Below are 18,212 nucleotides of genomic sequence, written 5' to 3'. Positions count from 1 at the left end.
CAATTGTCAGTATTTGATCAAATAATGGCTGTTGCAGATATATACTCTGCCCTAAGACAAATTAGACCATATAGACAAAAGTCATTTAACCACAATCAAGCATTGGAAATATTGTACGACTTATCAAACAAAAGCAAAATTAGCAAATTTATCGTTGATGCTATACCTATGACAATAAGATTTTGGCGATTTTAATTAGATATGCAAAAGTCAAATATTGCCATCCTTACAAATACACCATTTTCAACCTGTTTTGTAATAAGCACGTTTCTATCTATATAAACAGTTGAATCTAACTCGACATCCCTATTTACAGGGCCTGGATGCATAATATAAGCACCAATGGGCTCTTTTATGCCAAAAAATTTATTATATTCGCCAAGTGAAGGTATATTTACACCACTTTTTCTTTCAAGCTGTATGCGCAAAAGTATAACAAAATCTTTGTTTGAAATTGCTTGTTTTAAATCCTTTTCTATTTTTATATCTATATTTTGAGGTAAAAATGTGTTGGGTCCATAAAAACTTAAATCCCAATCAAGCATTTTTGCTAAATACATGTGGCTTCTTGCTACACGTGAATTAACTATATCGCCAATTATGCAAACTTTAAGATTTTCTATATCTTTTTTGTGCTCATACATTGTCATCAAATCAAGAAGAGCTTGAGAAGGGTGTTCGTTCGTGCCATCGCCTGCATTTATAACATTTGCTTGAGTAAATTGGCTAATATAGTAAGCAAAACCTGAATAAGAGTGTCTGATTACAAAAAAATCTGGATGCATAGCGTTTAAGTTTGTAATTGTATCAATCCAGTTTTCACCTTTTTGCAAGCTTGACTTTGTATAATCAAAATTTACAACCCTTGCGCCAAGCTTTAACGCGGCAATCTCAAACGAAGTTTTTGTTCTTGTGCTGTTTTCAAAAAACATATTGACAACAATTGCATCTTGCAGGCTTTTGGTGTAATTTTTAGTGTTTTTAAAATAAACGGCCTTTTCTAAAATGCTTTCAACTTGATTTTTATTAAAAGATTTTAAACCCAAACAATGCATAAATTTACCTTCCTATATCTCTATGGATTGTGTTTACAATATAATCCATGCTTTTTACAAACCCTTCTAAGTGTTTAACAATAGCAACTGAGCGGTGTTTGCCGCCAGTACAGCCAATAGAAATAGTAATATAGCTTTTTGACATATCTTTAAACAAAGGCAATACAAATTGCAAAAAATCCTTGATTTTATCAATAAATTCTTTAGCGTTAGGTTGACTTAATACAAAATTATAAGTGACTTCATCTAAGCCCGTTGTGTTTTTAAGTGATTCAATAAAATACGGGTTTGGTAAAAATCTTGCATCAAAAACATAATCACTTTCTGCCGGCAAACCATACTTAAAACCAAATGATTCAAGTTGTACGATAGGTTTTAAAGCCTGAGTATCCCCAAACTTTGCCAAAATTAAATTTTTGAGGTTATTTACATTGAGATCTGTTGTGTCTATAACAAAATCCGAAATTTTAGCAACGCATTCCATAATGGATTTTTCTTCTTCTATGGCCTGAGTTAAAGACAATTGTTTGATTATACTCAAAGGGTGCTGTCTTCTTGTTTCCTGGTATCTCGTGATTAGTTTTTCTTTATTTGAATGAAGATACAGTATTATAACATTAATATTTTTACTTTTGAGCCACTCTACTGACTCAAAAAAAAACTTTTGAAAGTCAATTTCTCTTATATCGCAAACTACAGCTATATCTTTAACAGCAAAAGCACCTTCTTCAACAATATCGATAAATTTTTTTATCAACTGCAAAGGAAAGTTATCCATGCAGAAAAATCTTAATTCTTCAAAGACTTTTAATGCACTACTTTTGCCAGAGCCAGACAAGCCACTAATAAACACAAACTTGTTAATTCTTTTCATCTTCTTCAAAAATTTTTAAATAATTTTTTATTTCATCTGGACTTTTATCCAAAAAAAAATCTGCGTATAGCTTCTTTAGCATTCTAGCAAGCGATGTTAGCGTTTTTAACTGCAATGATGGTTTATCAGAAGGCGACAATACAGCAAATACCACACTAACTGCTACATTATCTACTGAATCAAAATCAATAGGCGTTTTTAAAACAAAAACACATATATATGGCTTTATACCCTTAAGTTTTAAATGGGGTAGGGCAAACCCATTGCCTATTGCAGTAGAGCCCAACAACTCCCTTTCTCTTAGTAGATCATAAATAATATCATAACTAACATTAATTTTTGCACCCACAAATTGACTTATTTTATTAAATAAATCAAATTTATCTTTTACAGAAACGTCAACTACAACGTCATCTATTTGTTTTATAAGGTCTTTAAAGTCCATTTTATGTATCTATAAGAGTATAGCTTCCGTCGCTGTTTTTATATAGAACATTGACATCCTCTGTTTCTGAGTTGTAGAAAACTAACACACCATCATTTGATTTTTGAACTATACTGAGCGCCTCTTCTATGCTAATAGGTTTTTCATCAATTTGTTTTCTTATAATATTTGATCCTTCAAATTCACTTACAACTTCACTTGCGTTGTTAATCTTTCTCTTTTCAGATTTTTTTTCTTTAAATTTTTTAATCTGTCTCTCTAGATTATCATAAAGTAAATCAATACTTGCATAAAGATCTCGCGAAGTTTCTGTAGCTTTAATAGTGTCTCTTTTTGTTATTAATTTTACATCAGCTATGTGTCTGTATTTTTCTACGCTGATCATTACTTCAGCTTTCATTATATCGCAAATTTTTTCTAGCTTACCTATTTTCTTTTGCACATAATTTTTTATAGCATCCGTAAGTTCAATATTTTTTGAAGCAAAAACAAATTCCATATAGCCTCCAAATTAATGTTCGCACACAGATTTATTTGAATAAATTAAAGTACCATTTAGATAATCCTGCATTATTTTTGAGTGTTCTTGAGAGGCCACACCAGATATAACATCAATACCATAGCTATTGAAAAACTCTATAGCTTTTGGCCCAACACCACAAAGTATTACCAAATTAACATTTTGAGATTTTGCCCATGCAGGAAAAGAACCTTCTTGATGTTCTACTGATTCGTAAAACTTTTTGTCTTTTACAACACCATTTTCTATTTCATAAATTACAAACCTCTGAGCTCTGCCGAAATGCTCACTCAAATTTTCATCAATCAATGGTAACATAACTTTCATTTACTTTCTCCTTTCTAATTTATTTTCTAATGATTCCATCTTACCTTTAAGGGTTAATTCTTTATCATTTCGCTCATCTATATAGATATTCATAACTACTCTGTTTAAACCTTCTGAATAAATAGCATCTCTTACTTTTGGTATGAGTTTTAGAATTTCTTCTAAATCACCTTCTATTGCTGTGCCTATAGGCGTTGGCATGCTTTTAAACCCGCTTTCTTTTATTATTGAAACAACTTTGGCAATATAGTTACTTGCGCTTGGCGAAGAGGTGCCGATTGGTATTACTGTAATTCCACAAACAGCCATAATCTTCCTCCTTTTAATATATGCCTTTAAATTGATTAAATTGTTTTTCATTTTTGATGTTTGCTTTAATTTTAATGATTTTAATATCAAAATCACTCACGGTTGAAAATTTTTCATTCAAAATAGAGTCATCCCATTGCGTCAATATTTTATAAGACAAAGAAATATCTTGAAATTTCTTTTTGGCAGATTCAGTGTGGTTTACATCTGGGTGAAACTTTTTTGCTAACTGCAAATATTTTTTCTTTATATCATAAAACGATTTAGTATCCCATACATCTAAAATTTCTTTAGCTATTGTTTCATATATTATCTTCTTTTTAATATTTTTTCTAAATTCAAAATCGTATATCATAACTTTACTAGTTGTTTTGGAAATTTGGTTAAACTCTCGACACAATCTTTTCTTACAACATATGTATTTTCCAAACCCACTGCGCCTTCTTTAAAGATAAGTTTCGGCTCAAATGCAAATACCATATTTTCTTCCAAGGGATAGTCCATTCCTTTTGCAATAAACGGATATTCATCAAGCTCCAGACCCAGACCATGACCCAAAAAACTTACCCTATCTTTTCCAATTCCCATAAAGATATTCTCATAACCAGCATTTTTCGCTTTTTCAAGAGATTTTATATATATGTCTACAGTTTTTATGCCAGGTTTTGCATAATCTTCAAACCAATTTATTAAATCAAAACAAAACTGGTAGCCTTTTAAAAGATCGCTATTTAAGTCACCAATTACGAAAGTGCGTGTTTGATCTGCCAGATACCCATTATAATTAAAAACAAAATCAACAATAATTGGTTTGTCTTTTTCAATTCTATCTGTGCTTGCACCTTCTGGGTATGTAGGATACATGCCTTTGCCTGTTAGTGGTTTTACGTAGCCAGAAAAGCCCACAGCATTAAATCCGCATATAACATGCCCCATAAATATCTCGCCATTGAACATTCTCATGCGGTTTCTGCCCTGATGTCCTCTAAGGCGTGCAAAGTATTCAAGTTTGGCGCTAATATCAATTTCTCTTTTATTTTCTTCCAGGTATATTTTTGCATCGCTCATTAGACAATCAAGGCTTTTGGCAGCTTGCGTTATGTTTTCCAGCTCAATTGAATCTTTTATTCTTCTTTGCCATCTAATATCATTTGAAATATCTATTAACTGACTTCTATCAAAAATTTCCTTAAATTTCTGGTAAAAACTAACAGGCAAAACATCGAATTCAAGACCAACCGTTTCACTTTTAAAACCATTTTGCTGTATAAATTTTTTTATATCTGAAAAACTATGCATATAAGAAACGCTTATATTTGTCTCTTTTAACGCTCTATCAAGTCCACGCCTTACAAACAAAAACTTTTCATTATCTTTTGTTATAATTAGCACGCCATTAGCAAATGTACCACTATAATAAAAAATGTCAGTTGACTGCATTAAGATGGCTATGTCTATGCTTTTTTCTTTCAAAGTTTTTGAGAAAATTTCTGTTCTCAATCGCCCTCCTACTTAAAGAGTTTATGTAATAATACACGCAAAAAATAAAAAATTCAACTATTGATTTAAAATATTTGACTAAAAAATCTATTAATGATAAAAAGTAAACGTATGGCTGAAATCGGTGAAATGTTTTCTTATATATCCAAAACATACGATTTATTAAATCACATATTGAGCTTTAATATTGATAAAGCGTGGAGAAAAACAGCTATATCCTACATTGATGGCAATAATGTATTAGATATAGCAACAGGGACCGCAGATGTAGCACTAGCTATTCATAAAGCTGATCCAACAAAGAATGTAATTGGAGCTGATATTAGTATAGGAATGCTAAATATTGCACTTAAAAAAACAAAAGGTATTAATAATATAAATCTCATTTGTGCCGATGCTTTAAACTTGCCATTTAATGATAATTTTTTTGATAACGTAATAATTTCTTTTGGCATTAGGAATATTAAGAATAGAATACAAGCTTTGTATGAATTCAAAAGAGTTCTAAAACCATCTGGCAAATTATTGGTTTTAGAGTTTTCAAAACCCAAAAACCCAATTATTAATGCAGCTTATATCGTTTATAAAGACTATTGTTTACCTCAGATTGCCGGAGTTTTTTCAAACAAGACAGCTTATGAGTATCTTTCTAAAACAATTAGATATTTCCCAAATCCAGTATTTTTGTCTGATGCAATGTTGCAAGTTGGTTTTAAACGTGTGAATATTCGTATGTTAAGTTTTGGTGTTGCTTGTTTGCATATTGCGCACAAGGAGGGATAATCTATGGAGAAATATCTTTTAGATATAGAAGTACAACAGAGCACTATTGACTTTTTTCAGCAGGCAGAAGTTATTAACTATTGCGTGTTCGATATTGTTTGTAACGTTTTTTTAGCAGAAGAAGATAAATTGTGGATGCTTTTGGCATACAATTATTTTTTCGATGACTTACTTGAGGATAGTATATATGACGAAGTATGCGTTTGGTGATGTTGTTGTAGTATCATTTCCATTTACAAATTTAGATAAAACTATAAGAAGACCTGCTTTAGTATTGATTGACACTGGAGATGAAGATATTGTGGTAGCAAGAATTACAACTCATAAGCATAATGAAGAAATGGAACTTGAAATTGAAGATTATAGAGAAAAGGGTTTATTGCTGCCTAGCTATGTAAGGTTTAATAAAATTGCTACACTAAATAGAAAAGACATGTATAAAAAAATTGGAGAATTGTCTACAAATGAAGTTAAAAAAGCACACAAAATACTGAGAAAACTTTTCTTAATTAATAACAAGGAGAAAGAACATGACACTCAAAGAGCTAAGGAAAAAACTAGATAAAATAATGGAGTATCTTTGACTTAGATAAAAAAATACAAACCATCAAGGAAATTGAAGAAAAACTTCAGGATAAATCAATATGGAGTGATTACTCTTTACTGCAGCAACTTGAAAGGAAAAAAAGACTTTATCAAAACATTGTTGAACAAATAAAATCCTTAGACAATGAATTAAGTTTGTTAGAAGAGATGAATATGCAAGCAGAGGATGAAAACCTATTTAACCAGGAAATTTTAGAGCTCGGTAATAAATTTGAAGAGTTTGAAATTAAATCTCTTTTGTCTGGTCCCCATGATGAAGATGATGCAATTGTTACAATTCATTCAGGTGCAGGCGGAACTGAAAGTTGCGATTGGACTGCAATGCTTTTTAGAATGTATACCATGTGGGCGCAAAGCAACAATTACAAAATTGAAATAGCAGACATGCAAGAGGGTGACCAGGCAGGTTATAAAAGCATTACATTTATTGTATCTGGAGATCACCCATATGGTTATTTAAAAGGCGAAAATGGCATACATCGCTTGGTTAGGATTTCACCTTTTGACTCAAACAAAAGACGTCATACCTCTTTTGCCTCCGTTAGCGTTATACCTGATATTGAAGATGACATTAATATAGAAATCAATTCAGATGATTTAAAAATTGATACATACCGTGCAAGTGGAGCAGGTGGGCAGTATGTAAACAAAACAGATTCTGCAATACGCATAACGCATACACCTACAGGTATAGTAGTAACATGTCAGACAGAGCGAAGTCAATTAAAGAACAAAAACACTGCATTGAAGATTTTGAAATCCAAATTATATAAGCTTGAAGAAGAAAAAAAAGCAGCTCAAATAAAAGATATAAGTGGAGAAAAAAAGAAAGTAGAATGGGGTAGTCAAATTAGATCTTATGTGCTACATCCCTATAAAATGGTAAAAGACCATAGAACAAACCTTGAAAAAACAAACATAGCTGCTGAAAATGTGTTAAATGGCGAAATTAATGATTTTTTATACGAAAATCTAAAATTTCTTAAAGGGGTAGAAAATGATTGATGACGAGAATAAATTAATAAAAAGAAGAATTGAAAAGTTGCAAGAATTACAGGCAATAGGAGTTGATCCTTATTTTAACGGATTTTCACCAGAATATTTTTTGGACGATATCTCAAACAAGTACAAAGATTATGATAGTGAACAATTAAAAGAAATTCAAACATACTATAAAATTGCAGGAAGAGTGATTTCCATTAGGGATTTTGGTAAAGCTGGCTTTTTGAAACTAAAAGATATTAGCGGCACGCTACAAGTATATTGCCAAAAAAACCTATTAGAAGAAAATTATACTGTTTACAAAAAACTCGACATCGGCGATATAGTTGGCATCGAAGGCAATGTTTTTAAAACAAAAACACAAGAAATTACTATTAATGCGACTAAGTTACATTTGTTAACCAAATCAATAAGGCCATTGCCTGAAAAATTTCACGGTTTACAAGATAAAGAACTTAGATACAGACAACGTTATGTAGACTTAATTGTAAATGAAGACGTTAGAGAAACGTTTTTTAAACGTTCAAAAATTATTGCTTTAATTAGAGAATTCATGATAAATAATAAATTTCTTGAAGTGGAAACACCAATGTTGCATAAACTCGTTGGTGGAGCTGCGGCAAAACCTTTTGTTACGCATTTAAATGCACTTGATATTGATATGTACCTAAGAATTGCACCAGAGCTTTACTTAAAACGCTTGGTTGTAGGAGGGCTTGAGAGGGTTTTCGAGATAAACAGAAACTTTAGAAACGAAGGTATGGACTTAAAGCATAATCCAGAATTTACAATGATGGAATTTTACTGTGCATATAAAGAGTATAATTTTTTGCTTGATTTTACAGAAGAACTGTTCGATTATCTATTAAATAATTTAAATTTAGGCAAAAAAATAACTTATGGTGAGTTTGATATAGATTTTTCAAGACCATTTAAGCGCATAAAGTTTATAGATGCCCTAAAGGAAATAGGTGAACTCACAGATGATATAATCTCAGATAAAGATCAGTGTTTAAAACTTGCTTTGCAATTAGAAAAAAAGGTTGATGAAAATACTCCCCACGCAAAAATTTTAGCCGAACTATTCGATGCTTTGGTTGAACCAAAACTGATAAACCCTACATTTGTCACGCATTACCCGGTTGAGATAAGCCCTCTTGCAAAAAAGAACAAACAAGACCCTCTTTTCACAGATAGGTTTGAGTTATTTATTGCAAATATGGAAATTGCAAATGGATTTTCAGAGCTTAACGACCCATTTGACCAAAAAGAGCGATTTATAAAGCAATTGGAAGAAAGAAACAAAGGCGATGAAGAAGCCTCTATGTATGATGAAGATTATATAGTTGCACTGGAATATGGACTTGCACCTACGGCAGGAGAAGGCATTGGTATTGATAGGCTTGTAATGCTTTTAACAAACAATACATCCATCAGGGATGTGATTTTGTTTCCTTTGATGAAGTAGCAAGCCTAACCATATAGTCATCCACAAAACCTGCTTCTTCAAAACCTTTTGCGCGAAGTACACATGAATCACACTGACCGCAAGGTATTTCGTTGCCTTCGTAGCATGAATAAGCATAAGAATAATCGGCATTATGTTTTTTTCCAAGTTTTATAATTTCAGATTTTTTTAATCCAATTAATGGTGCTATGATATTGAAAGGTTTTGTTTGGCCAATTTTTGTGCCAAGTGTAGCTGCTTGTCTAAAGCTTTCCAAAAAATTTGGTCTGCAATCTGGGTATCCTGAGTAATCTAAAACATTCCATCCCCCAATGATGTTGCTTATGTCCAGCTTTTCTGCATAGGCAACAGAAATTGCCAAAAATATACCATTTCTAAAAGGTACATATGTTATTGGTATCTGATTATCTATATTTCTATTTTTAGGCACATCAATTGAAAAATCCGTAAGGGCGCTTGCACCAATTCTGGATAAATCTATATTAAACTCAAAATAATCTATATCTTTTTGTTTTATGTTTTTGGCTAATTTGATTGTATTTAAAGCCATTTTTTTTTCTATTACATGCCTTTGGTGATAATCAAAAGTTATTGTATGTACTTCGTCATAATTATCCAGTGCCCAAAAAAGACATGTTGTTGAATCAAGGCCTCCAGAAAATATTAACAAGCATTTTTTCATTTAAACACCCCTTTGTTTTTCGTAGATTATTTTATGATTTTGTATAATAAGCCTTACATCTTTATTTGTAAGTTTACTTTGTTTAAAAGCTTCAATAATATTTCTTGTGCGCTCTAAAAATTGATTTAGAGGTTCATCTGGAAAATAAATAGGTTGCAGCGTGGCAGAATTTATATTTAAACTTTTAAGAAAATCTTCAATTTGTTTTAGAGAATCAGGGTTTTCAACTAAAACTTTAAACTCTACATTGTTTTGCAAGCTATATTTTTTTAATACATCAAAATTTAAATTGTCAAATTTTGGGCTAACTACAATGTGTTTAAACTTGCTTGCAAAATCCACCCATATTGTACCGTTTGTCTCTAAAAAAAACTCATATTTACTTTTAAGTTTATTAATAAAAGATTCTATAAAATAAGCATTTAAGAGAGGTTCTCCACCAGTAAAAATTATTCTTTTGCAATTGTACAGAGAAATTTTATTTTCAATTTCGCTTTGAGTTAAAGTATCATATTCAAAAAAAGCATACTTAGTGTCGCAAAATTCGCAATTTAAATTACACCCACTAAACCTTACAAAAACGGCCGGGTAGCCCAGCATTGAGCCTTCTAACTGTAGAGAGTAAAAAATTTCACAAACTTTAGCATTCACCAAAATCATATTAACATATTTTTTTTCCACTAGCAATTCTTCAATTCCTTGTTTTTTTTGACAATATATGCTAAAAGTAAGCTTTATGAAAACAATGTTTGTTTTTGGCACAAGACCTGAAGCTATCAAATTAGCGCCAATTATTTTAGAATCAAAAAAATATTTTGATACAGTTGTATGTGTTAGCGAACAACATAAAGAAATGTTATACCAGGTTACAGATTTTTTTAATATAAACATAGATTACAACCTGCATATAATGAAAAATTCTCAATCACTTTTTGATATAACAAGCAATATATTAATAAAAATAAAAAGCATATATGAAAAAGAAAAACCAGATATAGTTATTATACAGGGCGACACAACAACTGCTTTTGCTGCTGCATTATCTGCATTTTACCTTAAAATTAAAATAGCACATGTTGAAGCAGGACTTCGTAGCTTTGATCTTTTTAATCCATACCCGGAAGAAGCAAACAGAAAACTAATTTCTGCAATAGCCACATATCATTTTGCGCCAACAAAACTTGCTTATGATAATTTGCAAAATGAAGGGATAAAAAAAAATGTTTATTTAACTGGAAATAGCGTTATTGATGCATTGTATTTAATTCTAGAAAAACTTGAAATAGAAAACACTCATTTTGATGTTTTCAAAGACATTGATTTTACAAAACGCATTATTTTATTTACATCTCACAGAAGAGAAAGCTTTGGCAAACCCATGAGATCAATATTTGAAGCTATAAAACAAATAGCACAGGAGTTTGATGATGTTGAAATAGTCTACCCTGTCCATTTAAACCCCAATGTTAAAAATTTAGCATTTGAAATGTTAACTGGTTTTAAAAACATCAAACTTACAAAACCACTGACTTACCCTGAATTTGTTTATATATTAAGCAAATCCTACCTTGTTATAACCGATTCTGGTGGCGTTCAAGAAGAAGCTCCAGCATTTGGCATCCCGGTTTTGGTTATCAGAAACACCACAGAAAGGCAAGAAGGCATTATGGCTAATATAGCAAAACTTGTCGGTACAGATACTCAAAACATATATAGTAATGCAAAACTATTACTTACAAATTTAGAATCTTACAAATCTATGTCTAAGCACACAAACCCCTATGGCGATGGAAAAGCTTCTTTAAAAATAATGAATCTTTTGAAAAAATTAAAATAAAAATGTTAAATATATTTAGCTTTTATTTGATTTTTAAAAATCAAATCATTCAGATGCACAAAATTGGATTTGTCTATGATAAAAAAAATTAGAAAATATATTAATATAGTAATTTTAAAATTTATATATTTTATTTTCTCGCCATTTATAAAAATAGATAATAAACTAATCTTATTTTCGTCACTAAATGGCAAATTTTCAGATAATGCTAAATACTTGTATCTGAAGACTATTGAGGAGACAAGATTTAAAGCTTATTGGGTAGCACACGAGCAAAAAACCTATGCGTTGCTCAAAAGCAAAAATATGCCGGTACTAAAATTAAATTACAAAATCTTTATAACTGCAATTAAAAGTCGTTTATTTATAACAACACACAATTACCAGGATGTTTTTTTTATAAAAAATAAAAAAACTAACGTAATTAACTTGTGGCACGGCACTCCGCTTAAGAAAATGGGTTATGATTCAAAAGTAGACGCAAAACGATTGCACTTTAAAGAAAAATTTGGCATAAATGAATATAAAAACATAGATTATTTATGCGTATCCTCAAGGCTAACAATACCTTCATTTAAAAGCTCCTTTAATATAGCTGAAGATAAATTGCTACCCACGGGCTTACCCCGAAATGATGTATTACAAAATGCAAACGCTGACACAAAATATGCAAAAAAAATAAAAGAAAAAGTAAAATCTATACTAAATACAAAATCCGAAAAAATAGCACTTTATGCGCCTACATTTAGAGATTATCATGTACCAAGATTTGATTTAATTAAAAACTTAAAAGAAATTTTTATGCAAAACAATATTGAATTAGTTATCAAATTGCATCCTTTAGATAAAGATTACTTATACTTTAAGCAAATAAATATAGACATCCAAGAACTCTTAATTGCAAGCGACTTGCTAGTTAGTGATTATTCTTCGATTTTTTTTGATTATGCTATACTAGGCAGGCCTATAATATTATTTTTATATGATTTGGCTGCATATAAATTTCAAAGAAACGGTTTTTATATTGAAACCGAAAGTTTACCATTTCTTAAATGTTACAACTTAGAGCAAATAAATGAAACACTTAAAACTGTCTTTGGCTTAGATACGTCTAAAATAAGAGAATTTGGCATAAAATACAATCGCAGTGGGTGCGCAAGTTGCAGAATAATAAAATTAATGGAAAAAATAACAAAAAATTAAAAGTTTTGTTTATAAACAGAAAAGATTATTTAGAAAATTTAGGTGGCGATACGATACAAATGCTTGCTATAATAAACAACTTAAAAGATAAAATTGAAAGCTCAATACAAACGGATCCAAATATTATAGAAAAAATCATAGACAAATTCGATATTGTCCATATATTTAATATACAGCGCTTAAGCGAAACTGCTTTTTTTGTAAAACTAGCCAAAAAACACAATAAGAAAATTGTAATATCACCCATATACGCGGACTTTTCAGAGCTTGAAAAAAGGGGCAGGTCAATCTACTACAAACTAATAAAAAAAATACTGCCAAAAAACATTTTCAACCTGGCAAAAGATATTAAAAGAGTAACAAAGGGTCTATCTTATAAAACATTTTTAAAAGAAAACATACACAACTTTGATAAATTATTTAAAAAAACACTAAATGCATGTGATTTTATATTGCCAAATTCAATTGCGGAAAAAAACTATCTCAAAAACTTCGTTGCAGATGAATCCAAAATTAAAGTCATAAAAAATGGCGTTGATGAAAATCTTTTATCTGATTCAATGAGTGCATCAGAGTTTAAGAAAAAATACAAAATCAATTTTGATAATTTTGTTTTGTGCGTGGCTCGTATTGATGAAAGAAAAAACATACTAAATCTCCTTAAAGCTACAGCTGATGATTGGAATATCAAAATAGTTTTAATTGGAAAAGTTTATCCAACACACAAAGAATACTACAAAAAATGTCTTGAATACATAAAACCGGACAAAGTAATACACATAAATACAACACTTGAACAAAAAGAAATCTGCGGCGCTTACAAGTGCGCCCATACGCACGCACTTGTAAGCTGGCTTGAAACGCCTGGACTTGCAAGCTTAGAAGCTGGTTTGTTTGGTGCAAATCTAGTTATAGGCACTTGCGATAGTACACTTGAGTATTTTAAAAATTATGCATATTTTTGCAATAGCAACGATTTGCAATCAATTTATAAAGCTATAAAACAATCCTTGATAGACGAAAGAAATCACTTTAAAGCCGATGAATTTATAAGAAAAAATTATTCATGGCAAAAAATAACACAAGAATATTTTGAAATCTACTCAAATTTAGTTAAAGTAATTAAATAGCTAAATAAAATTATAAACAATCATTGACAATATTTAAAAGAGAGTTATTTTACTTTTAGAATTTCTGAAAGTAAAAAACAGAATTGTTGTATTTGTTAAAAAAAGTATGCTGGGTTGTTATTTTTACAAATTTAAAAATGAAACTAAATTTTGATATCGGATTTATAGAACAAATAACTAAAATACCAAACAATCAATTTAAAGAGAAATTGGATTATTTCTGCAATTTGCCATTAAAAGCTCAAATAGAAATATTTCATCAAATGAAGATTTTCGAAGAAGAAGATGAAAATGCTTTTTTTATGCAAAACTACGACAAAAACAAGGTAGGCGAGTATAGATTTGGCCTTTTTTTGTTAGCAATTGATAAAATTATAAATTTCGAAAACAATGCTACAAAGTCTAATTACAGTAAATCTAAAATTAAAAAATTAAGAGAAGAAGGGGGTTCAAAATGAATGTAGCTGAGGCAATAGAAAAAAGGCGTTCATTTAGGTCTTTACTAAAGGTAGAGATAACACAGGAACTTATAAAAGATTTGGCTGGTGCTGCTTCTTTGGCTCCATCGTGTTTTAACAAACAACCACAAAGATTTGTCTTTGTTTACGATGAACCCTATTTGAGCAATTTAAAGCAGTCTTTATCTAAAGGCAATGAGTGGGCATATAATGCTTCAATGATAATAGCAGTATTATCAAAAGAAACTGATGATTGTATCCTGGGCGATAGAAAGTATTTTTTATTTGATACTGGAATGAGCGTTGCTTTTTTAATGCTTAAAGCTCAAGAGCTTGGTTATGTTGCGCACACAATTGCAGGTTTTGATCCGTTAAAAGTAAGAAATGTAATTAATAGTCCACAAGATTTGCAAATTATTGCTTTAATAATATTTGGCAAACATAATAAAGAAATAGACCCACTTTTAAGTGAAAAACAAAAACAGGATGAACTTCAAAGACCGCCAAGAAAAGCTTTTGAAGAATTTGCCTGCTTAAATACTTATTGCTTAAAAGATTAAATAAACTGGGGGGAAAATGGTTGATTTAGATGCAAAAACGATTTTAAAAATAAAAAATGAGAATTACCTTATACATAGTCTAAAAGTTATAGCTAAAACATACCAACAAATAGAACGAATGCCATTTTGCATTAAAATTTTACTTGAAAATATGCTTAGACATAAAGATGATGTATATATAAACAAATACGACATTTTAAACCTAATTAACTTTGATAAAACAGATAAATCAAAAGCAATAACTTTTTTCCCAGAAAGAGTTGTCATGCAAGATTTTACTGGTGTACCGGCTATTGTAGATATTGCAACACTTAAAGATGCTTATGCTTTTCTTGGCGGTGATCCAAAGAGAGTTGATTTATCAGTACCAGTTGATTTAATTATCGACCACTCAATTCAGGTAGATCAATATGGAACAATTAAAGCGATGGATTATAATCTTGCAAAAGAGTACAAAAGAAACATGGAGCGCTACGAATTGATTAAATGGGCAAGTCTTTCATTAAAAAATTTTAGAGCGTTCCCACCAAATGCTGGTATCGTGCACCAGGTTAATCTTGAATATTTAGGTGAAGTTGTAAAAACAAAAAAAATAAACAATGAAAAAATGGCTTTTTTTGATACATTAATTGGTACAGATTCACATACTACAATGATAAATGGTTTAAGTATATTTGGCTTTGGCGTTGGAGGTATAGAAGCAGAAGCTGTAATTTTAGGTGAACCATACTACATGAAAATACCAAATGTTATTGGAGTTAGATTAAAAGGAAAACTAAAAGAAGGCTCAACACCAACAGATTTAGCTTTAAGCATAACAAACGAGCTCAGAAAGAATAATGTGGTAGACAGCTTTGTTGAGTATTTTGGTCCTGCTTTAAACCATTTGAGTGTTCCAGATAGGGCTACAATATCCAATATGTCGCCAGAGTATGGCTCTACGGTAGGTTTTTTTCCAATAGATAATCAAACTTTAGAATACCTGGAGCTAACAAACAGGTCACATTTAATTGATTTGATTGAAGCTTATGCAAAACATCAAGGTGTATTTTATGATAGTTCATATGAACCAGAATATTCTAAAATCATTGATTTTGATTTATCTAGCGTTGAACCTTCCCTCGCAGGCCCATCTAGACCACAAGATAAAATAATTTTAAAGGATCTAAAGCGTAATTTTGATGAATTGTTAAATAAAAATATGCAAAGTAAAGAAAATACTTTAAAAAACGAAACTTCAATAGACGAACTACTAAAAAATATGAAATTAGGTGAAGTAAAGGTATATAACAAAAAAAAGTTTGTTAAAATTGAATTTGAAAACGAAGAGTTTTTACTCTCAGATGGTAGTATAGCAATAGCAGCCATTACTTCTTGTACCAATACATCAAACCCATATGTAATGATTGGAGCGGGTCTTTTGGCTAAAAAAGCTGTAGAGTTAGGATTAAGTGTTAAACCATACATAAAAACATCATTGGCTCCTGGATCCTGGGTAGTTGATGAATATCTAAAGAAAGCAAATCTTTTGCCATATTTAGAAGCTTTGAGGTTTCATGTTGTAGGTCATGGATGTACAACTTGCATTGGAAATTCTGGTCCACTTCACCCTGTAATAGAAGAAGTTGTTAAAAAAGAAAATTTAATAGTGGCAAGCGTATTATCAGGCAACAGAAATTTTGAAGCGCGCATAAATAATAGCGTAAAAGTAAATTACCTTGCTTCACCTATGCTTGTTGTTGCTTTTGCTTTATCTGGAAACATTGATATTGATATGACAACTGAACCTTTAGGAAAAGATGTAAATGGCAATAATGTTTTTTTAAAAGATTTGTGGCCTTCCAGTTATGAAATTAATGACTATATTAGTAAATATCTCAAAAAAGATCTATTTGAAGATAAGTATGCCACGATTTTTAATGATAAAATCTGGGATAATTTAAAAGTTGAAGCTACTGATTTATATAAATGGCAAAATAATTCTACTTATATAAAAAAAGCCCCTTATTTTGATAATTTTAAAATCGATATTAACCCGATTTCAGAAATAAATAACGCACGAGTACTTGCGTTATTTGGAGATTCTATTACTACAGATCATATCTCTCCAGCTGGAAAAATACCAAAAGATTACCCTGCAGGTAACTATTTAATTCATAACGGTGTAGAAGAAAAAGATTTTAATACATATGGATCAAGGAGGGGTAATCACGAGGTATTAACAAGAGGCACATTTGGAAATGTAAGGTTAAAAAATCTTTTGGTTAAACCAAAAGAAGGGGCTTACACACTTAAGTTTGATCAAAAAAACATTGAGTTCATATACGATGCATCGGTAAAATATCAACAAGAAGGAATTCCTCTAATTGTTATTGCTGGAAAAGAATATGGAAGCGGATCATCTCGCGATTGGGCTGCAAAGGGTCCAAAATTACTTGGAGTTAAAGCAATTCTTGCAAAATCTTTTGAGAGAATTCACCGAAGTAACCTTATCGATATGGGCATATTACCTTTGCAATTTAATGAAAATCAAGATTATGCAACATTAAACCTTGATGGGAGCGAAATTTTTTTTATAAAAGGACTCGAAGATCTTAATCCAAATAAATTATTACATATTACAGCAATAAAATCTGATAAACAAAAGATTGAATTTGATGTTATTGCCAGATTAGATACGCAAAAAGAAATTGAATATTACAAAAATGACGGTATTTTAAGTTTTGTTTTAAGAAAATTACTTAAACAAACAATTCAGGCAAGGGGGAACTAATGAAATTGGAAGAACTCTCAAAACATAATGGTCAAAATGGAGAAAAAGCTTACGTTGCCTACAAAGGTAAGGTTTATGATGTAACAAATTCTAAAAGATGGAAAGATGGGGTTCATATGGCTCGTCATAGGGCTGGAGAAGATTTAACAGATTTTTTGGCTTTAGCTCCACATACTGATGAAGTTTTAAAATCATTTGAAGTAGTAGATACGCTTGAAATTGATGAATCAAAAACACAAAGTTCAAAAGAAACACTGATAAAATTTTATCAGAAATTTCATCCGCACCCAGTTCTAATCCACTATCCTTTGGGTTTATTCTTCTTTGCTGCGCTTATGCAGTTACTTTTTCTTTTAACTTCACTTTCAAGCTTTGAATTAAGTGCTATTTATGCTTTCTTTGTTGCTACTATTATGGCTATACCTGCAATATCAGCTGGTTTCTTAAGCTGGTGGATAAACTATGATAAGCAAACAACAAAAATTTTTAAAAATAAGATAACATTTTCTATTATATTAGTTTTAATAGGTATTACAGGCATAGTTATCAGGGTTACAAATCCAGACATTTCAAGCACAAATAGCCTTGCATTTATCATATATAATGTCCTTATTTTTGCAAATTTACCTATCGTACTTTTTATAGCGTATGAAGGCGGAAAGATTACTTGGGCTTAAACT

Annotated in this window: 22 protein-coding genes and 1 pseudogene; 13 read left to right on the top strand and 10 right to left on the bottom strand. The window is 30.7% G+C overall.

The window, feature by feature from the left end; genetic code table 11:
- Positions 1 to 195: pseudogene (locus tag ACP5FO_RS02490) on the top strand (HD-GYP domain-containing protein); the annotation flags it as partial.
- Here ACP5FO_RS02490 and ACP5FO_RS02485 read toward each other — a convergent pair.
- From ACP5FO_RS02485 to ACP5FO_RS02450, 8 genes are read right to left on the bottom strand one after another with little or no spacing between them, the layout of a single operon-like run.
- Entirely contained in the window at positions 192 to 1,055 is an 864-nt protein-coding gene (locus ACP5FO_RS02485) for an aspartate carbamoyltransferase catalytic subunit (protein WP_428109912.1), read from the bottom strand. The pseudogene ACP5FO_RS02490 and the gene ACP5FO_RS02485 overlap by 4 nt on opposite strands.
- 4 nt (positions 1,056 to 1,059) lie before the next feature.
- Positions 1,060 to 1,929 carry an RNase adapter RapZ gene (gene rapZ, locus ACP5FO_RS02480; RefSeq protein WP_428109909.1) on the bottom strand — a complete coding sequence of 290 codons (870 nt, stop codon included), beginning with the start codon at positions 1,927 to 1,929 and terminating at the stop codon, positions 1,060 to 1,062.
- Entirely contained in the window at positions 1,916 to 2,374 is a 459-nt protein-coding gene (locus tag ACP5FO_RS02475; protein WP_428109904.1) for a PTS sugar transporter subunit IIA, read from the bottom strand. Before ACP5FO_RS02475 ends, rapZ begins: the two co-directional genes overlap by 14 nt.
- Position 2,375: 1 nt before the next feature.
- Entirely contained in the window at positions 2,376 to 2,873 is a 498-nt protein-coding gene (gene hpf, locus ACP5FO_RS02470) for a ribosome hibernation-promoting factor, HPF/YfiA family (RefSeq protein WP_428109901.1), read from the bottom strand.
- A gap of 12 nt (positions 2,874 to 2,885) precedes the next feature.
- Positions 2,886 to 3,221: a NifB/NifX family molybdenum-iron cluster-binding protein gene (locus tag ACP5FO_RS02465; RefSeq protein ID WP_428109898.1), complete on the bottom strand. Its 336-nt coding sequence runs from the start codon at positions 3,219 to 3,221 to the stop codon at positions 2,886 to 2,888.
- A complete protein-coding gene (locus ACP5FO_RS02460) occupies positions 3,222 to 3,530 on the bottom strand; it encodes an MTH1187 family thiamine-binding protein (protein ID WP_428109894.1) in 309 nt (102 codons plus the stop codon).
- Between the two features lie 13 nt (positions 3,531 to 3,543).
- Entirely contained in the window at positions 3,544 to 3,885 is a 342-nt protein-coding gene (locus ACP5FO_RS02455; RefSeq protein WP_428109891.1) for a DnaJ domain-containing protein, read from the bottom strand.
- On the bottom strand, positions 3,882 to 5,030 hold the full coding sequence (locus tag ACP5FO_RS02450) for a M24 family metallopeptidase (RefSeq protein WP_428109885.1): 1,149 nt from the start codon (positions 5,028 to 5,030) through the stop codon (positions 3,882 to 3,884). The genes ACP5FO_RS02455 and ACP5FO_RS02450 overlap by 4 nt, the downstream gene beginning before the upstream one ends.
- A 111-nt stretch (positions 5,031 to 5,141) precedes the next feature.
- Between ACP5FO_RS02450 and ubiE the strand changes: the two genes are divergently transcribed.
- From ubiE to lysS, 5 genes are all read left to right on the top strand, one after another.
- Entirely contained in the window at positions 5,142 to 5,813 is a 672-nt protein-coding gene (gene ubiE / locus ACP5FO_RS02445; protein WP_428109877.1) for a bifunctional demethylmenaquinone methyltransferase/2-methoxy-6-polyprenyl-1,4-benzoquinol methylase UbiE, read from the top strand.
- A 3-nt stretch (positions 5,814 to 5,816) separates the two neighbouring features.
- Positions 5,817 to 6,023 (top strand): hypothetical protein, encoded by a 207-nt coding sequence (locus tag ACP5FO_RS02440; RefSeq protein WP_428109874.1) that lies wholly within the window; start codon positions 5,817 to 5,819, stop codon positions 6,021 to 6,023.
- Positions 6,001 to 6,378, top strand: a complete 378-nt coding sequence (locus ACP5FO_RS02435) for a type II toxin-antitoxin system PemK/MazF family toxin (protein ID WP_428109869.1) — start codon at positions 6,001 to 6,003, stop codon at positions 6,376 to 6,378. The genes ACP5FO_RS02440 and ACP5FO_RS02435 overlap by 23 nt, the downstream gene beginning before the upstream one ends.
- A protein-coding gene (prfB, locus tag ACP5FO_RS02430; RefSeq protein ID WP_428109865.1) for a peptide chain release factor 2 occupies positions 6,344 to 7,424 on the top strand; the annotation gives its coding sequence in 2 pieces (ribosomal slippage) (positions 6,344 to 6,394 and positions 6,396 to 7,424; 1,080 coding nt in all). Before ACP5FO_RS02435 ends, prfB begins: the two co-directional genes overlap by 35 nt.
- Entirely contained in the window at positions 7,417 to 8,889 is a 1,473-nt protein-coding gene (lysS, locus tag ACP5FO_RS02425) for a lysine--tRNA ligase (protein WP_428109858.1), read from the top strand. The genes prfB and lysS overlap by 8 nt, the downstream gene beginning before the upstream one ends.
- Here lysS and queC read toward each other — a convergent pair.
- Positions 8,855 to 9,571 carry a 7-cyano-7-deazaguanine synthase QueC gene (gene queC, locus ACP5FO_RS02420; RefSeq protein WP_428109849.1) on the bottom strand — a complete coding sequence of 239 codons (717 nt, stop codon included), beginning with the start codon at positions 9,569 to 9,571 and terminating at the stop codon, positions 8,855 to 8,857. The two genes, lysS and queC, sit on opposite strands and share 35 nt — an antisense overlap.
- Positions 9,572 to 10,222 (bottom strand): 7-carboxy-7-deazaguanine synthase QueE, encoded by a 651-nt coding sequence (locus ACP5FO_RS02415; protein WP_428156966.1) that lies wholly within the window; start codon positions 10,220 to 10,222, stop codon positions 9,572 to 9,574.
- Positions 10,223 to 10,307: 85 nt separating this feature from the next.
- Between ACP5FO_RS02415 and wecB the strand changes: the two genes are divergently transcribed.
- The 7 genes from wecB (at position 10,308) to ACP5FO_RS02380 (ending at position 18,209) form a co-directional block, all read left to right on the top strand.
- Positions 10,308 to 11,408 carry a non-hydrolyzing UDP-N-acetylglucosamine 2-epimerase gene (wecB, locus tag ACP5FO_RS02410; protein WP_428109842.1) on the top strand — a complete coding sequence of 367 codons (1,101 nt, stop codon included), beginning with the start codon at positions 10,308 to 10,310 and terminating at the stop codon, positions 11,406 to 11,408.
- A 75-nt stretch (positions 11,409 to 11,483) separates the two neighbouring features.
- Positions 11,484 to 12,611, top strand: coding sequence for a CDP-glycerol glycerophosphotransferase family protein (locus ACP5FO_RS02405; RefSeq protein WP_428109838.1), 1,128 nt, complete (start codon positions 11,484 to 11,486; stop codon positions 12,609 to 12,611).
- A complete protein-coding gene (locus ACP5FO_RS02400) occupies positions 12,569 to 13,741 on the top strand; it encodes a glycosyltransferase family 4 protein (RefSeq protein ID WP_428109830.1) in 1,173 nt (390 codons plus the stop codon). The genes ACP5FO_RS02405 and ACP5FO_RS02400 overlap by 43 nt, the downstream gene beginning before the upstream one ends.
- A 137-nt stretch (positions 13,742 to 13,878) precedes the next feature.
- Positions 13,879 to 14,199, top strand: a complete 321-nt coding sequence (locus ACP5FO_RS02395) for a hypothetical protein (protein WP_428109825.1) — start codon at positions 13,879 to 13,881, stop codon at positions 14,197 to 14,199.
- Positions 14,196 to 14,759, top strand: a complete 564-nt coding sequence (locus ACP5FO_RS02390; RefSeq protein ID WP_428109820.1) for a nitroreductase family protein — start codon at positions 14,196 to 14,198, stop codon at positions 14,757 to 14,759. The genes ACP5FO_RS02395 and ACP5FO_RS02390 overlap by 4 nt, the downstream gene beginning before the upstream one ends.
- 16 nt (positions 14,760 to 14,775) lie before the next feature.
- Positions 14,776 to 17,532 carry an aconitate hydratase AcnA gene (gene acnA, locus ACP5FO_RS02385; protein WP_428109812.1) on the top strand — a complete coding sequence of 919 codons (2,757 nt, stop codon included), beginning with the start codon at positions 14,776 to 14,778 and terminating at the stop codon, positions 17,530 to 17,532.
- Positions 17,532 to 18,209: a cytochrome b5 domain-containing protein gene (locus ACP5FO_RS02380; protein WP_428109808.1), complete on the top strand. Its 678-nt coding sequence runs from the start codon at positions 17,532 to 17,534 to the stop codon at positions 18,207 to 18,209. Before acnA ends, ACP5FO_RS02380 begins: the two co-directional genes overlap by 1 nt.
- The last annotated feature ends 3 nt before the right edge of the window (positions 18,210 to 18,212 follow it).

The organism is Desulfurella sp., from assembly GCF_049977265.1.
Lineage (GTDB): Bacteria > Campylobacterota_A > Desulfurellia > Desulfurellales > Desulfurellaceae > Desulfurella.
Note: the sequence above shows the minus strand (reverse complement) of the source record. Positions and strands in the feature narration are given on the sequence as shown.

Coding starts and splice junctions, on each gene's coding strand:
- ACP5FO_RS02440 (WP_428109874.1), top strand. CDS start 5,817: ATGGAGAAATATCTTTTAGATATAGAAGTACAACAGAGCACTATTGAC.
- ACP5FO_RS02485 (WP_428109912.1), bottom strand. CDS start 1,055: ATGCATTGTTTGGGTTTAAAATCTTTTAATAAAAATCAAGTTGAAAGC.
- ACP5FO_RS02460 (WP_428109894.1), bottom strand. CDS start 3,530: ATGGCTGTTTGTGGAATTACAGTAATACCAATCGGCACCTCTTCGCCA.
- ACP5FO_RS02395 (WP_428109825.1), top strand. CDS start 13,879: ATGAAACTAAATTTTGATATCGGATTTATAGAACAAATAACTAAAATA.
- ACP5FO_RS02435 (WP_428109869.1), top strand. CDS start 6,001: ATGACGAAGTATGCGTTTGGTGATGTTGTTGTAGTATCATTTCCATTT.
- acnA (WP_428109812.1), top strand. CDS start 14,776: ATGGTTGATTTAGATGCAAAAACGATTTTAAAAATAAAAAATGAGAAT.
- ACP5FO_RS02475 (WP_428109904.1), bottom strand. CDS start 2,374: ATGGACTTTAAAGACCTTATAAAACAAATAGATGACGTTGTAGTTGAC.
- queC (WP_428109849.1), bottom strand. CDS start 9,571: ATGAAAAAATGCTTGTTAATATTTTCTGGAGGCCTTGATTCAACAACA.
- ACP5FO_RS02465 (WP_428109898.1), bottom strand. CDS start 3,221: ATGAAAGTTATGTTACCATTGATTGATGAAAATTTGAGTGAGCATTTC.
- rapZ (WP_428109909.1), bottom strand. CDS start 1,929: ATGAAAAGAATTAACAAGTTTGTGTTTATTAGTGGCTTGTCTGGCTCT.
- ACP5FO_RS02380 (WP_428109808.1), top strand. CDS start 17,532: ATGAAATTGGAAGAACTCTCAAAACATAATGGTCAAAATGGAGAAAAA.
- ACP5FO_RS02390 (WP_428109820.1), top strand. CDS start 14,196: ATGAATGTAGCTGAGGCAATAGAAAAAAGGCGTTCATTTAGGTCTTTA.
- hpf (WP_428109901.1), bottom strand. CDS start 2,873: ATGGAATTTGTTTTTGCTTCAAAAAATATTGAACTTACGGATGCTATA.
- wecB (WP_428109842.1), top strand. CDS start 10,308: ATGAAAACAATGTTTGTTTTTGGCACAAGACCTGAAGCTATCAAATTA.
- ubiE (WP_428109877.1), top strand. CDS start 5,142: ATGGCTGAAATCGGTGAAATGTTTTCTTATATATCCAAAACATACGAT.
- ACP5FO_RS02405 (WP_428109838.1), top strand. CDS start 11,484: ATGATAAAAAAAATTAGAAAATATATTAATATAGTAATTTTAAAATTT.
- ACP5FO_RS02455 (WP_428109891.1), bottom strand. CDS start 3,885: ATGATATACGATTTTGAATTTAGAAAAAATATTAAAAAGAAGATAATA.
- lysS (WP_428109858.1), top strand. CDS start 7,417: ATGATTGATGACGAGAATAAATTAATAAAAAGAAGAATTGAAAAGTTG.